Source organism: Collinsella sp. LCP19S3_B6, from assembly GCF_052121815.1.
In the GTDB taxonomy this organism is placed as follows: domain Bacteria; phylum Actinomycetota; class Coriobacteriia; order Coriobacteriales; family Coriobacteriaceae; genus Collinsella.
Genome location: NZ_JBQKDN010000005.1, coordinates 59,403 through 74,529, shown reverse-complemented (window position 1 = coordinate 74,529; position 15,127 = coordinate 59,403). Strand labels below are relative to the sequence as shown.

Below are 15,127 nucleotides of genomic sequence, written 5' to 3'. Positions count from 1 at the left end.
TTCCTTCGCTTTGGGACACGCAAGGTTTAGACCTTAGCTGCTCAACACCTTCGGGACGTGGCGCAGTTTGGTAGCGCGCCTGCTTTGGGAGCAGGATGTCGCAGGTTCAAATCCTGTCGTCCCGACCATATCTTGCGGGCGTAGTTCAATGGTAGAACCCCAGCCTTCCAAGCTGATGACGCGGGTTCGATTCCCGTCGCCCGCTCCATAGGATAGTTTTAACGGCTTTGGCTCTATTTGGTGCCAGAGCCGTTTTCATAAGCGTGCCGGGCGACGGGAATCGAACCCGGCAGGGTGCGAAGCCGAGAAAATGCGTGAGCATTTTCCAGCGCAGCGAAACAAGGGTTTGCGAAGCAAACCCTTGGACTTCCCGTCGCCCGCTCCATAAGATTGATGAATGGCTCTGCTTCCTTTTGGAAGCAGAGCATTTTCATATACATGCCGGAGACCCCACATCCCCTCCTAAGTTGCGGTGAAATACGGACTGTTTTCCGGCTTTTATGGCCCATGTAGTCCGTATTTCACCGCAACTTGCACCTGAGCTTCAGGTTGAGATTGCTCGGCCAGGAAACGCCGGCTATTATCTGGCAGATTATGGTTGGCACGTGCCGTCGCTACTCGAGGCCTGCGATGCGCTGCTCGACGAGCGCGGTTTTCGCGGGTCGGCCAAGGCCGGCATCTCGGTGTTTGACGACGACTTTGGCCTGCATGCTCAGCAGGTGGCACCATCCGCCTGCTCGACAAACACGACGTAGCCCGCAAGTCGATGTTCACCACGCATTCGCTCCCTTTGTCGATTCTGATCGAAGAAATCGAGCAATCGTGCGATGATATCTTCTTCATAGGGATTCAGCCGGGCGACACGGAGTTCTACAACCCCATGTCCCCGGAAGTCTTTGACGCCGTTGACGCCGTGTACGATGCCGTGGCCGCCAGCGACTTTTCCCATTTTGTCCGCTTGGGACAGGAGCTGTAGCAACGCTTGTCCCTGGTGATTAGGAAAGAAGTGATTGACATGGCAGATTCCAAGGTGGAGTACCCTGCTCCCGATTGCCTGGCGCCCGCCGCAATCGAGGCCAAGACCGAGGCTGCCGGCGTGACCAAGGCTAACCTGCCGGTCGATAAGGCCTTTCTGTTGGCAATGTTCGCCGGTGCGTTTATCGCCTTCGGCGGTCTATTCTTTACGGTGTTTTTGAGCGACAGCACGCTGGGCTGGGGCGCCCAGCGCGTCGTGGGCGGCCTGTGCTTTTGCCTGGGCCTGGTGCTGGTGCTGGTGTGTGGCGCCGAGTTGTTCACCGGTAATTCGCTTATGGTCTGCGCGCTCAAGAGCAAAAAGATCACCCTGGTCCAGATGCTCAAGGCTTGGGTCGTTGTATGGCTTGGCAACTTTGCCGGTGCCTTGTTCATCGTCTTTTTGGTGTACATGGCCGGCGTTTACAAGCTCAACGGCGAGGCGGTCGCCAATTCCATGGTGAGTGTCGCCGCCGGCAAGGTGACGATCGACTGGCTGACGATCTTCTTCCGCGGCATCCTGTGTAACATCTTTGTGTGCCTGGCCGTGTGGATCGGTACCGCCGGCAAGACCGTGGTCGATAAGGTCGTGGGCATTCTGCTGCCCATCGCCGCCTTTGTGGCCTGCGGTTTTGAGCACTGCGTTGCCAATATGTACTTTTTGCCCATGGGTGCCGTGATGCACGCGTGCGGCTATGGTGCCGATGTCGCCGGCGCCGATGCGCTCAACGCCGCGGGCATTGCGTTTAACCTGTCCGCCGCCACTCTGGGCAACATCGTGGGCGGTGCGGTTCTGGTCGCGCTCGGCTACTGGTTTATCTACGCCAAGAAGTCTGAGGCGTAGGGTACCGTCTGTTTGACGTTCGAACGATTGATTCACCTTTGGTTTTGAAAGGCCGCACATGAGCGATAGCCAGAACATGTCCGATGAGGTTCGCGCCCGCCTGCGCGCCATTCCCTCCGTCAACGAGCTGCTCGCCGAGTGGCCGGTAGTGAAGGCGGCGGGGGAGACCTGCGACGCGGTGGTGCATGCCGCCGTCACGGCCGAGCTCGACGAGGAACGCGCCGCCATTCGCGCCGGTGCCGCCCCGCGCTCTAAGCGCGACCTGGCCTCGGCGATCGAGTGGCGTGCGCACCGCTCCGCGCTGCCGAGCCTGCGCCCTGCCGTCAACGCCACGGGCGTGGTCATCCATACCAACTTGGGCCGCGCCCCGCTCGCGGAGTCAGCGGCAAAGGCCGTGGCCGAGGTTGCGCGCGGGTACAGTACGCTCGAGTACAGCGTGGACACCTGCTCGCGCGGGTCGCGCAAGGAACACGCCGCGCAGCTGATCCGCTCGCTCACCGGTGCCGAGGACGCGCTTGTGGTCAACAACAACGCCGCCGCGGTGCTGCTGGTGCTGGCTACCCATGCCGCAGGCAAGGAGGTCATCGTTAGCCGCGGCGAGCTTGTCGAGATCGGCGGCAGCTTTCGCATCCCCGATGTCATGGCGTCTTCGGGCGCCAAGCTCGTCGAGGTCGGCGCCACCAACCGCACGCACCTAGCAGATTATGAGCAAGCCATCACGCCCGATACGGCCATGATTCTCAAGGTCCATCCTTCCAACTATCGCATCGAGGGCTTTCACGAGGAAGTGAGCTCTCGGGAGCTTGCGGCGCTTGCTCACAAGCATGGCCTGCTGTTCTATGAGGACCAGGGGTCGGGCGCGCTCCTGCCCGATGACATCCTGGTGCGCGGTGGCGAGGAACCCACGCCGGCTTCGGTCGCGGCGGGGCTCGATATCGTGTCGTGCTCGGGCGATAAGCTTCTGGGCGCGGCGCAGGCGGGCATCATCATGGGCCGTCGCGATCTGGTCCAGGCTTGCGGCGCACATCCGCTCATGCGCGCTCTGCGTCCGGGCAAACTGGCTCTGTCGGCGCTCGAGGCCACGCTGCGTATCTACATGGACGGGGCGGATGCGGCCCATCGCGATATTCCGGTGCTCAGCATGCTTACGCTGCCGCAGGCCCATTTGGAGCGACGTGCCCGCAAGCTGCGCGATCGTATGGTCGCCGGGCTCGATAAAGCCGGTTGCCCGTGCGCCGTTCAGGTGGAGATCGTCGAGGAATCGTCGACCCCCGGTGGCGGCTCGCTGCCTACCATGGAGCTGCCCACGATGTGCGTTGCCGTGCGTCTTGTTGACGCGCGCCTGACGGTCGATGCACTCAAGCGCTCGCTTGTCCAGGACTTCGACACGCCGGTCGTCACGCGAACCTCGCACGATCGCATTTTGTTTGACGTCCGTACGCTCGTGGGCGACCGCGATATCGAGACGGCGGCGTCGACGCTTGCCGCATGCGTTGAGAAGGCGCTTGCTCGATGAGTGAGGTCCAGGCGCTGGTGGAGTGTCCCGTTATCGTTGGCACGGCGGGCCACGTCGACCACGGTAAGTCGGCATTGATCGAGGCACTGACCGGCAAGAATCCCGACCGTCTGGAGATTGAGCGTCGTCGAGGTATGACCGTTGAGCTTGGCTTTGGCGAGCTGGCGCTGCCGAGTGGCAAGATTGTCGGCCTGGTCGACGTGCCTGGCCATGCCCACTACCTGCGCGCCATGGTGCAGGGCGCCACGGGTATCGACGTGGCCGTGCTGGTGGTTTCGGCCGTCGAGGGCGTGATGCCGCAGACCCGCGAGCACGTGCATGTGCTGGAGCTGCTGGGCGTTACGCATATGGTGGTCGCGCTGACGATGTGCGACCTGGCCGATGCCGAGATGACCGAGCTTGCCGAGCTCGATGTCGATGACTTTTTGTCGGGTACCGTGTTTGCGGGCGCGCCGATTGTGCCCGTGTCGTCCAAGACGGGCGAGGGGATCGACGGGCTGCTTGCGGTGCTCGACGAGCAGGTTGCCGCTTGCTGGGATTCCTGCCGCGACCGTTCCGATCGGAGCGATGCCGCGTCTCGCCTGCCGATCGACCGCTGCTTTACGATCAAGGGTGTCGGCACCGTCGTTACGGGAACGCTGCACGATGCGCCGGTTGCGGTGGGCGACGAGCTGATGGCTTTGCCGTCGCGTACGGTCTGTCGTGTGCGCGGGATTCAGGTGCATGGCGATACGCCGCGCGCGCTGCCTGGGCAACGCGTGGCGCTCAACCTGGTCGGTGACGGTGTCGCGGCGCTTGACCGTGGTGAGATGCTGGGCGTGGAGGGTCGCTTTGGTCAGACGTTGCGCTTTATGATGACGTTTACCTACCTGGGCCGCGAGGGCGCCAAGCCGCGCGTGCTCGAGTCGGGCGCGCGCGTGCACGTGATGGCCGGCACGGCCGAGGTCATCGGCCGCGTCATGCTTTTGGAGGGCGAGGCCCCCATGGCGGTGGGCGAGACCCGTACCGTGCAGGTGCGCCTGGAGGAGCCATTGCCGCTGCGCGCCGGAGACCATGCCGTGGTGCTGTCGTATTCGCCCGTTATGCTCATCGGCGGCGGGCGTGTGCTGCTTTCGCGCTGCCGTCGCTCGCGTGAGCTTTCGGCCGGCGAGCGTGCGCTGTTTGCGGCGCTTGAAGCCGGCGATGCCGTTGCTGGCGTAGACGCGTGGCTGGCGCTGCAAGCGCTGCCGGTTGCGGCGGCTGATGTTGCCGAGGCGCTCGATCTTGTTGCCGGTGAGGCCGATGCCGCGCTGGGCGAGTTGGTGGCGCGAGGTGTTGTTTGCGAGCTTGCCGGCTCGGGCGGCACGTTGTATGCGAATGGCGCCGTGCTCGATGCCGCCATGGACGTGCTGGCGGCGACCCTGTCTGCCATGCACGCGGCGGCTCCCAAGGAGACGGGCTTTACGCCCGGCGCCGTTGCCCATGCTGCGTGGCCTGCCGCCGATGAAGGCGTTGCCGCGGCTCTGATTGCCGAGGGCTGCTCGCGTGGCGTGTGCGCCGCCGAGGGCGCCGAGGTATTCGACCCGCACTCCGCTGCCGCCGCGGCGCGTGTGGTGCGCGAGGCGTGTGAGCGCATTGTGGCGCTGCTCGACGGGGCCGGCCTCGATGCGCCGACGCTGCCCGAGGTGGGTGAGCGACTACAGCTCGACCGCGACACCATGACGCGCGCCCTGCGCGAGCTTTCGCTCAACCGCTCGATCGTTAAGGTCGAGCGCGACGTTGCCCTGTCTGCCATCTCGGAAGCCCATGCGCGCGAGCTTGTCGCCGCTGCCATTGAGGCAGCCGGCGGCGCTGCCACCACGAGCGTGCTGCGCGAGGCGCTGGGCGTGTCGCGCAGACGTGCCATCAGCATCTTGGAGCACCTGGATGCCGTGCGCTTTACGGTGCTCGACAAGGAAGCCGGCGGCCTGAGGTCCCTACGCTAGACTGGCTGCTCGGTTTGGTAAAATACCGCCGCACTTGGGAACGGATGGGCTCCGGTGGGCTCCGCGGTCCTCAAAACCGTTGCGAGGCGTGCAAAACGTCTTGGATGTGTTCGATTCACATACGTTCCCGCCACACGCTACCAGCGCTTTTGTGCTCGCGGTCTTGCTGCGTGCCGCAAAGGCGCTGTTTTGTTTTTGTGCGGGTCGGCCGTGTCGTCTGTCTTGCCGCCGGTGTGCCCGGGCGCATCATGTGTCCCCAATGTGGTGGTTTGGAACATGTGGACGAAACAGCTTCGAAACACGCGATTTGTACGTCGGGCGCTCAAAAACGCTTCTACCTGCATCGTAATCAAAATGAAACATCTGCTCGTCGGCTTATGCGAAACTTTGCTGCAACAGTGCGATATTATCCATACACGATAAAGTTCGCGGCGCATGGGGTGCCGTGACCGACATTTTCGTTTCCCATCATTGGAGGAAGCATGAGCTACACGCAGAAAGTTCTCGAAGAGCTCAAGGCCCGCTATCCCGAGCAGCCTGAGTTCATCCAGGCCGCGACCGAGATCCTCGGCACCATCCAGCCGGCGCTCGACGCCCACCCCGAGTACGAGGAGGCCGCCCTGCTGGAGCGTCTCGTCGAGCCCGAGCGCATCGTCATGTTCCGTGTTCCCTGGGTCGACGATCAGGGCAAGGTTCAGGTCAACCGCGGTTACCGCGTCGAGTTCAACTCTGCCATTGGACCCTACAAGGGCGGCCTGCGCTTTAACCCGACGGTCACCCTGGGTATGCTCAAGTTCCTGGGTCTGGAGCAGATCCTCAAGAACAGCCTGACCACCCTTCCCATGGGCGGCGGCAAGGGCGGCTCCGACTTTGACCCCAAGGGCAAGTCCAACAACGAGATCATGCACTTCTGCCAGTCCTTCATGACCGAGCTCTATCGCCACATTGGCCCCAACACCGACGTTCCCGCCGGCGACCTGGGCGTTGGCGGCCGCGAGGTTGCCTACATGTTCGGTCAGTACAAGCGCCTGACCAACGAGTGGACCGGCGTCCTTACCGGCAAGGGCCTCTCCTTTGGCGGCTCGCTCGCCCGTACCGAGGCCACCGGTTACGGTCTGGTCTACTTTGTGGACGAGTACCTCAAGAGCCGCGGCGACTCCTTCGAGGGCAAGAACGTTGTCGTTCACGGCTCCGGTAACGTCGCTATCTACGCGGTCCAAAAGGTCGCCCAGCTCGGCGGCAAGGTGCTCGCCTGCTCCGATACCCACGGCTGGGTCGAGGATCCCGACGGCATCGACTACACCGTGCTCGAGCACGTCTACAACAAGAAGCGCTCCGGCCACGACAAGGGCGTCACGCTCGCCATGTATGTTGACGAGAAGCCCAACGCCGTGTGGCACGAGGGCGACGGCCGCGGCGTGTGGCAGTTGCCCTGCGACATCGCGCTGCCCTGCGCTCGCGAGAACACGCTGCTGCTCGAGGACGCCCAGGCGCTCGTCGCCAACGGCTGCAAGGTGGTCGGCGAGGGCGCGAACATGCCCACGACCATCGAGGCCACGACTTACTTCCAGGAGAACGGCGTCGCCTTTATGCCCGGTAAGGCTGCCAACGCCGGCGGCGTGCTCGTGTCCGGCCTGGAGATGAGCCAGAACGCCGAGCACCTGTCCTGGACCTTCGAGGAGGTCGACGGCAAGCTCGAGCAGCTCATGCGCGGCATGTTCCACAACGTGGACGACACCGCCAAGGAGTACGGCCAGGAGGGCAACTTTGTCATGGGCGCTAACATCGCCGGCTTCCTGAAGGTCGCCGACGCCATGCTCGCCCAGGGCGTCTGCTAAATCTTCGCTTGACATAGCATGTGATGAGGCTCCCAGCCATCCGGCTGGGAGCCTTTTTCTATGGTGGCGAGGGCTGTGCGCCCTCGTTTGGTACACTTAGAGGTACTGGACAAGTGAAGAGATGGGGGAGAACGTGCTCAAGTTCGGTACCTACGTTCGCGTTGGAAACGCGGCCGAAGCCTATGAGCTCTTACAGAAGAACCGCAACAACAAGATTGTGGGCGGCGGCATCTGGATGCGCCTGGGTTCGCGTCGCGTGGCGACGGCGATTGACCTTTCGGCCTGCGGACTCGATCAGATCGAGGAGACCGAGACCGAGTTTCGCATCGGTGCCATGTGCACCCTGCGCCAGCTCGAGCGCCATGCCGAGCTCAACGCGCTTGTCAACCATGTCTTTGAGTTCGCCGTCCACGATATCGTGGGCGTGCAGCTGCGCAACACCGCCACGGTGGGCGGCAGCATCTACGGTCGCTTTGGTTTCTCGGACGTGCTCTCGGCCTTTTTGGCGCTCGATTCGTACGTTGAGCTGACGGGTGCCGGCCGCGTGCCGCTCGCCGAGTTCGTGGATATGGGTTACGTGCGCGACGTGATCGAGCACGTGGTGGTCGTTAAGCACGATTACCGCGCAAGCTACGAGGCCGTGCGCAAGGCCGCGACCGACTTCCCCTCCTTAAACGTCACCGCTGCCTGGTGGGACAACAGCTGGCATGTCACCGTGGGCGCACGCCCGCTGCGCGCGACCCTGCTGCAGGGCGAGGCGTGCGGCCTGGTGAGCGAGCAGCCTTCCGAGGACGAGCTGCGCGCCCTGGCCGCGTCCGTACGCGCACTGAGCTACGGCACCAACCTGTGGGGCTCGGCCGACTATCGCCGTTGCATCTCGGCGCCGCTTGCCGTGCAGGCCGTGCGCCGCGCCGCCGGCATCGAGCTTTCGGCCTCGCTTGCCCGCGAGCTCGAGGGCGTGCAAGTGCCTAAGTTTGCCACGGACGAGTATTCCTGCCGCCGCGTGCCCGGCGTCGATTCTAGCGAGGTGCGCTAATGGCTGCCAAACTCATCGATCTTTCCTTTACGCTCAACGGCCGCAAGGTCAAGGTTCAGATTGCCCCCGACACCATGCTCTTTGCGCTGCTGCGCGAGCAGGGCTGCGCGTCGGTGCGCTGCGCCTGCGAGACTACTAACTGCGGTCTGTGCACGGTGTGGCTCGACGGCGACCCGGTGCTGAGCTGCTCGGTTCCCGCTGCGCGCGTCGAGGGCCGCTCCGTCACCACGCTCGAAGGCCTCAAGGCCGAGTCCGAGGCGCTCGCCCACGCAATGGCTGCCGAAGGCGCCGAGCAGTGCGGTTTTTGCGCCCCCGGCCTCATCATGAACGTGCTGGCGCTTGCCCGCGCCGCCAAGGAGGACCCGAGCCTCGTCGCCACGCGCGAAGAGCTCTCGCGCCAGCTCGCCGGCAACCTCTGCCGTTGCAGCGGCTACGAGAGCCAGCTGCGCGCCATCGTCCGCTTCCTTAACGAGTCCGGCGTGCAGGTGGGCTTTGAGATGCCCGAGCTTCCGGTCAACGACACCAGCTGCGATGGTGTCTCGTACAAGCAGATCACCCATAAGCAGCCCAAGAAGGACTCGAAGGCCCTGCTCGAGGGGCGTCCCGTCTACACAGGAGACCTGGTGCCCGCCGGCGCCCTTATCGTCAAGCTCAAGCGCAGCCCGTATGCCCGTGCCAAGATCCGCTCCATCGATACGTCGCGCGCCCTGAAGGTGCCCGGCGTGGTGGGCGTCTACACCTACGAGGACGTGCCCAAGCGCCGCTTTACCATCGCCGGCCAGAGCTATCCGCAGCCGAGCCCCTACGACCGCCTGATCCTCGAGAACCTGGTGCGCTACCAAAACGAGGAGGTGGCGATCGTCGCCGCCGAGACCGAGGAGGCCGCCGACAAGGCACTCAAGCTCATCAAGGTCGACTACGAGGTGCTCGAGCCCCTGCTCGACTTTACCCAGGCGCTCGATAACGACATCGTGGTCCACCCCGAGGGCGACGTGACCTTTATGTTCCCGCAGGGCGGCGACGTTGCTCGCAACCTGGTGTGCAGCGGTACCAGCGATTTTGGCGACCTGGACGAGGCCTTCGCCCAGAGCGACATCGTCTTTGAGCGCACTTACACCAGCCAGGCCACGCAGACCGCGCCCATGGAGACCTTCCGTGCCTTCGCGACGACCGACGCGTTCGGCCGCATCTCGGTGACCACCTCCACGCAGGTGCCCTTTCATGTGCGCCGCATGGTCGCGCAGTCGCTCGACATTCCGCAGTCGCAGGTGCAGGTTATTAAGCCGCGCATCGGCGGCGGCTTTGGCTCCAAGCAGACGGGCTGCTGCGAGATCTTCGTGGCGTTCGTGACGCAGCAGACTGGCCGTCCGAGCTATTGCTGCTACACCCGCGAGGAGACCATCACTGCGGGCAACTCGCGTCACCAGATGCAGATGACCGTCAAGCTGGGCGCCATGAAAGACGGCACCATCACGGCCATCGACCTGCACACGTTGTCCAACGCCGGCGCGTATGGCGAACATGCCACCACGACGATCGGCCTCTCGGGTCACAAGAGCCTGCCCATCTACAACCACGTGAAGGCGAGCCGCTTTAGGTGGGACGCCGTCTACACCAACACCAACCGCGGCGGTGCGTATCGCGGCTACGGCGCCACCCAGGGCCAGTTTGCCGTGGAGAGCGCCGTCAACGAGCTCGCCGACATGCTGCACATGGATCCCGCCGACCTGCGTCTTAAGAACATCGTGCGCGAGGGCGAGATTATGCCGCAGTACTACAACGAAAAGCTCAACGCCTGCGCGCTCGACCGCTGCCTGCTGCGTGCGATGGACATGATCGGCTGGCGCGACAAGCCGCTGGCCGTGGACCTGGGCGACCGCGTGCGTGCTCTGGGCTGCGCGCTCACCATGCAGGGCTCGGGCATTTCCAATGTGGATATCGCCGGCATCGACATGCGCCTGGAAGAGGACGGCTTCATTACCATCGGCACCGGAGCCACCGATAACGGCATGGGCGTCGACACGATCCTGGCGCAGATTGCCGCCGAGGAGCTGGGCGTGGAGAGCTCGCTTATCGTGGTGCGCGGCGTGGACACCGACGTCTCGCCGTTCGATGCCGGCTCGTACGCGAGCTCGGGCACGTACGTGACGGGCCTGGCAGCCAAGAATGCCGCGACCGAGCTGCGCGAGAAGATCTGCGCCAAGGCCGCCCAGATGTGGGACGTGGACGCCGCCGACGTGGTCTTCGACGGCCAGTACGTGCGTCTGTCTGACGAGCGCGCCGCTCGCGAGTGCGGCCGCTACCTCACGCTGCGCGACTTTGCCAACCTGTGCGTAAAGAACATCGCGGGCGGCGACGCGCTCACCTCGCATGCTTCTGCCTGCCTGCCCGTTTCGCCTCCGCCGTTTATGGCCGGCATTGCCGAGGTCGAGGTTGACAAGGCCACCGGCAAGGTGACTGTGGTGGACTATGCGGCGGCTGTGGACTGCGGCACCGTGATCAACGAGGCGCTCGCGCGCGTCCAGGCCGAGGGCGGCATTGCCCAGGGCATCGGTCACGCACTCTACGAGATTGTCGAGCACGACGACCGCGGCCGCCTGCGCACCGGTAACTTTATGAGCTACAAGCTGCCCACGCGCCTGGATATCGGCAGCATTCGCGTGGCCTTTGAGCCGAGCTACGAGCCGACGGGCCCGTTTGGCGCCAAGTCGATCGGCGAGGTCGTCATCAACACACCGCTCGCCGCCGTTGCCTCGGCCGTGGCGCACGCCACCGGCCACCAGGTTCGCTCGCTGCCGATCACGCCCGAGAAGGCCCTGCTGGGGGAGTAGGCGAGGCGCGGCAGCCGCCGCTCTTTGGCAAGCCCGAGGAAACTGCAGCCCACTTTTCAACCGAATTGTGGGCTGCGGGAGATAGCCGATGGGGGTAGCTAATTTGGGACGGGGGGTTTTTTTGTTACCCCCCGGTGGGGGGTGCCTAAAAAACCCCCCCCCCCAATACCTCCCCCGTTCCGCGGTTTAAACGGGGGCTGTGGGGGGGCCGGGGGAAATGCCCTAGGGGTTTTGATATTTGGGGCCGGGGGTTTTGACCAACCCCGCGTGGGGGGGTAACAAAAAAACGCCCCGTCCCAAATTAGCTACCCTGTTCCGCTGTAACTCGTGGTGAGGTCGTGGGCCTAAAAAGGTGTGCGTGCGCTTGCCGTTCGTATCTGCTATCATTCCTAGTCTGTGCGCTCATGCGGGCGTGGCGGAATTGGTAGACGCGCCAGATTTAGGTTCTGGTGGGATTCCCGTGAAGGTTCGAGTCCTTTCGCCCGCACCAACGCACCTGCGTCGGCCTCGGCCGTCGCGACACTTTGTTGCATAAAGGTACCAGCACCTCAGATAAGCTGGGCAGTATGAGGAGGAACGTGTTGAACATCACCGCTTCTGACGTCAAGGACGCCAAGCTCACCGCTACGGTCACCATCCCGGCCGCCGACGTCGACGCCGCGATCAAGAAGGCCTACAAGGACACCGCCAAGAAGTACCGCTTCCCGGGCTTCCGTGCCGGCAAGGCTCCCCGTCCGGTCATCGACGCTGCTCTTGGCGCCGAAGCCACCCTCGCTCAGGCCACCAACGATCTGATCGCCGCCAACGAGCCCGCCGTCCTCAACGAGCTGGACATCGTCCCCACCAAGAACGGTGACTACAAGGAGCTCGACCTCGCCAAGGATCACGAGGACTACACCTACACCGTCGAGTTCTCTCTGCGTCCTGCCGCCGAGCTCTCCTCCTACGACGCCGTCGAGATCGAGATGCCTCCCGCGGAGGTCACCGAGTCCGAGATCAACAACCAGGTCGAGATGCTCCTCAACTACCGTGCCACCTTCGAGGACGTCGAGGATCGTGCCGTCGAGGCCGAGGACTACGTTACCGTCGACCTCAAGGCCGTCGAGAACGCCGACAACTTCGCTGCCGAGGGCCGCATGCTCATCGCCGGTAGCGACAGCAACCCCAAGGAGTTCAACGAGGCTCTGATCGGTGCTAACGTCGACGACGTCAAGACCGTCACCTGGACCGACGAGGTCGAGGAGGGCGAGGAGGCCGAGACCCACACCGTCGAGGTCACCGTCAAGGGCATCAAGGTCCGCAACACCCCCGAGCTCACCGACGAGCTCGTCAAGTCCGACTTTGGCTTCGACAGCATCGACGCTATGCGCGACGCCATCAAGCTCGAGATCGAGCAGGACAAGGCTTCCCGCCTTCCGGCCGAGAAGGAGAACCGTTGCGTCGCCGCTCTCGCCGAGCGCCTGCAGCTCGAGGAGATGGACGCCGACTACGAGCAGTCTGTCTTTGAGGAGCTTGGCCAGAACTTCCTGTCCAACCTCGCTGCCCGCGGCATGACGCTGGACACCTGGCTGCCCGCTTCCGGCCTGACCATGGAGCAGTTCATCGGCGACCTGCACAAGCAGGCCAACGACGTTGCCCGCGAGTCACTGGCGCTCGACGCCCTCGCCCGTGAGCTCAAGATCGAGGTCACCGAGGACGACGTCAACGCCGAGTTCGAGAAGGCTGGCGTCAAGGACGTCGAGGCTTCCAAGGCCGAGTTCATCGCCGATGGACGCATGCCTGCCGTCCGCGAGTCCATCCGTCGCTCCAAGGCCGTCGACCACCTGGTCGAGAACGCCAAGGTGACCGAGGTCGACGAGACCGCCAAGGACGCCGAGTAATTCTCGCCACCTTTCCCGCGAGCGCATGCAGGCGCCCGTGATGGGGTAAAGTTATAAACCGGTTATTCGGTTGCTTCGTACGGTGCCAGCCAATGCATAGCATGCGGGCACCGTACGTTTATCTAGAACCAATTTGGTCCGCAAGAGAGAAATGGAGATGCGTATGATCGCTAAGTTCGATTCCGCCCTCGTGCCATACGTTATCGAGCAGACGCCGCGCGGCGAGCGCAGCTACGATATCTATTCGCGCCTGCTCAACGACCGCATCATCTTCTTGGGCGAGGAGATCAACTCCGTCAGCGCCAACCTGGTCGTTGCCCAGCTGCTGCATCTTGAGAGCCAGGATGCCGAGAAGGATATCTCGCTCTACATCAATTCGCCCGGTGGCGAGGTCTACTCGGGCCTGGCGATTCTGGACACTATGAACTTTATCAAGCCGCAGGTCTCCACCATTTGCGTCGGTATGGCCGCGTCTATGGCCGCCGTGCTGCTTTCGGCCGGCGCCAAGGGCAAGCGCTTCTGCCTGCCGCACTCCAAGGTCATGATTCACCAGCCCAGTGGCGGTGCCCAGGGTCAGCAGACCGAGATCGAGATCGTGGCCGAGGAGATCAAGAAGACCCGTCGCGAGCTCAACCAGATCTTGTCCGACGCCTCGGGCCAGCCGATCGAGAAGGTCCAGGCCGATACCGAGCGCGACAACTACCTGACCGCTGCCGAGGCGCTTGACTACGGCCTGATCGACCGTATCGTTACCTCGCGCGATCTTGCCGCGAAGGACGCCTAGGATGGCCGGTAACATGCAGGACAACTTTGACGAGAACGGCAACCCCATCCGCTGCTCCTTCTGCGGAAAAGAGCAGGGTCAGGTGCGCCGCCTTGTAAAGGGCCCCACCAACATCTTTATCTGCGACGAGTGCGTTGCCGCCTGCTCCGAGATCTTGGAGGAGTCGCTGGCTTCGGACTTTATGGATGCCGCCTGCAACGGCAAGCTGCCGGGCTTCCTCAACGACCACGGTCAGGCTGCCGGGCAGCCTGCCATGGATCCCGAGGCCGAGGGCTTTGAGCTCGAGGACGACGTGCGTCAGGTCATCACGCACGTGCCGACCCCGCACGAGATCTATGACGAGCTTTCGGCCTATGTCATGGGTCAGGAAGACGCCAAGCGCGCCATGTCGGTTGCCGTGTACAACCACTACCGTCGCGTGATCGAGGGCGGCGCCGCGCTTTCGGCCTTTGACGAGGCCTCGGGTGCGGGTTCGCGGCTCGACGACGATATGGACGAGGTGGAGCTCGCCAAGTCCAACATCTTGCTGCTCGGTCCCACCGGTACCGGTAAGACCTTGCTCGCCCAGACGCTCGCGCGCATCCTCGAGGTGCCGTTTGCCATCGCCGACGCCACCGCACTCACCGAGGCCGGTTACGTGGGCGAGGACGTGGAGAACATCCTGCTCAAGCTCATCAACGCTGCCGATGGCGATATCGAGCGTGCGCAGGTCGGCATCATCTACGTGGACGAGATCGACAAGATCGCCCGCAAGGCCGAGAACCTCTCCATCACCCGCGACGTTTCGGGCGAGGGCGTTCAGCAGGCGCTGCTTAAGATCCTTGAGGGCACGGTGGCAAGCGTTCCGCCCACCGGCGGCCGCAAGCACCCCCAGCAGGAGCTGCTGCAGATCGACACGACCAATATCTTGTTTATCTGCGGCGGTGCCTTTGTGGGTCTGGACAAGATTATCGCCGATCGCGTGGGCAACAAGGGCGTGGGCTTTAACTCCGAGATCGCCGGCCCCACCTCGGTCGACGAGAACGACCTGCTGCGTCAGGTGCTCCCGCAGGACCTCAACGCCTTTGGTATGATCCCCGAGTTTGTGGGACGTACGCCCGTCGTCACCCAGACACAGGCGCTCGACGAGGACGACCTGGTGTCGATCCTGACCGAGCCAAAGAACGCCGTTGTGCGTCAGTACCGCAAGATGTTCCAGCTCGAGGACGTTGAGCTTGAGTTTGAGGACGCCGCCCTGCACGAGATTGCCCGCATGGCGCTTGCCCGCAAGACCGGCGCCCGCGGCCTGCGCTCCATCTGCGAGGACGTGCTGCAGCAGACGATGTTCGACCTGCCGAGCGAGGAAGGAGTCGCCAAGGTCATCGTGACCGAAGCCTCCGTAAAGGGCACCGAACAGCCCCAGCGCATCTACGGCTAACCTGCC

Annotated in this window: 11 protein-coding genes, 4 tRNA genes and 1 pseudogene; all 16 read left to right on the top strand. The window is 63.6% G+C overall.

Annotated features, from left to right (window positions below; genetic code table 11):
- The first annotated feature begins 51 nt into the window (after positions 1 to 51).
- Positions 52 to 128 (top strand) — tRNA-Pro (locus tag ACTQWD_RS03175).
- 6 nt (positions 129 to 134) lie between these two features.
- Positions 135 to 208, top strand: a tRNA-Gly gene (locus ACTQWD_RS03170).
- A gap of 292 nt (positions 209 to 500) precedes the next feature.
- Complete coding sequence (locus ACTQWD_RS03165) at positions 501 to 755, top strand: hypothetical protein (RefSeq protein WP_441559232.1); 255 nt, start codon at positions 501 to 503, stop codon at positions 753 to 755.
- Positions 756 to 766: 11 nt separating this feature from the next.
- The gene (locus tag ACTQWD_RS03160; protein WP_441559231.1) at positions 767 to 976 is read left to right on the top strand and encodes a hypothetical protein; all 210 of its coding nucleotides are present in this window, start codon (positions 767 to 769) and stop codon (positions 974 to 976) included.
- A 39-nt stretch (positions 977 to 1,015) separates the two neighbouring features.
- Entirely contained in the window at positions 1,016 to 1,855 is an 840-nt protein-coding gene (locus ACTQWD_RS03155) for a formate/nitrite transporter family protein (protein ID WP_441041650.1), read from the top strand.
- 58 nt (positions 1,856 to 1,913) lie between these two features.
- Positions 1,914 to 3,371 (top strand): L-seryl-tRNA(Sec) selenium transferase, encoded by a 1,458-nt coding sequence (gene selA, locus ACTQWD_RS03150; RefSeq protein WP_441559230.1) that lies wholly within the window; start codon positions 1,914 to 1,916, stop codon positions 3,369 to 3,371.
- Positions 3,368 to 5,335, top strand: coding sequence for a selenocysteine-specific translation elongation factor (gene selB / locus ACTQWD_RS03145; RefSeq protein WP_441559229.1), 1,968 nt, complete (start codon positions 3,368 to 3,370; stop codon positions 5,333 to 5,335). The genes selA and selB overlap by 4 nt, the downstream gene beginning before the upstream one ends.
- A gap of 36 nt (positions 5,336 to 5,371) precedes the next feature.
- A tRNA-Sec gene (locus ACTQWD_RS03140) sits at positions 5,372 to 5,468 on the top strand.
- A gap of 349 nt (positions 5,469 to 5,817) precedes the next feature.
- Positions 5,818 to 7,173, top strand: a complete 1,356-nt coding sequence (gene gdhA / locus ACTQWD_RS03135) for an NADP-specific glutamate dehydrogenase (RefSeq protein ID WP_154515369.1) — start codon at positions 5,818 to 5,820, stop codon at positions 7,171 to 7,173.
- A gap of 133 nt (positions 7,174 to 7,306) precedes the next feature.
- On the top strand, positions 7,307 to 8,209 hold the full coding sequence (locus ACTQWD_RS03130; RefSeq protein ID WP_441041645.1) for an FAD binding domain-containing protein: 903 nt from the start codon (positions 7,307 to 7,309) through the stop codon (positions 8,207 to 8,209).
- A pseudogene (locus ACTQWD_RS03125) lies at positions 8,209 to 8,652 on the top strand ((2Fe-2S)-binding protein); the annotation flags it as partial. The gene ACTQWD_RS03130 and the pseudogene ACTQWD_RS03125, both read left to right, overlap by 1 nt.
- Before the next feature lie 180 nt (positions 8,653 to 8,832).
- Positions 8,833 to 11,040: a xanthine dehydrogenase family protein molybdopterin-binding subunit gene (locus tag ACTQWD_RS03120; protein ID WP_441535911.1), complete on the top strand. Its 2,208-nt coding sequence runs from the start codon at positions 8,833 to 8,835 to the stop codon at positions 11,038 to 11,040.
- A 406-nt stretch (positions 11,041 to 11,446) separates the two neighbouring features.
- A tRNA-Leu gene (locus ACTQWD_RS03115) sits at positions 11,447 to 11,530 on the top strand.
- A gap of 88 nt (positions 11,531 to 11,618) precedes the next feature.
- Positions 11,619 to 12,920, top strand: coding sequence for a trigger factor (tig, locus tag ACTQWD_RS03110; RefSeq protein ID WP_441068066.1), 1,302 nt, complete (start codon positions 11,619 to 11,621; stop codon positions 12,918 to 12,920).
- 163 nt (positions 12,921 to 13,083) lie between these two features.
- Positions 13,084 to 13,704: an ATP-dependent Clp protease proteolytic subunit gene (locus ACTQWD_RS03105; RefSeq protein ID WP_022095182.1), complete on the top strand. Its 621-nt coding sequence runs from the start codon at positions 13,084 to 13,086 to the stop codon at positions 13,702 to 13,704.
- A gap of 1 nt (position 13,705) precedes the next feature.
- On the top strand, positions 13,706 to 15,121 hold the full coding sequence (gene clpX, locus ACTQWD_RS03100; RefSeq protein WP_154515377.1) for an ATP-dependent Clp protease ATP-binding subunit ClpX: 1,416 nt from the start codon (positions 13,706 to 13,708) through the stop codon (positions 15,119 to 15,121).
- Positions 15,122 to 15,127 lie beyond the last annotated feature (6 nt).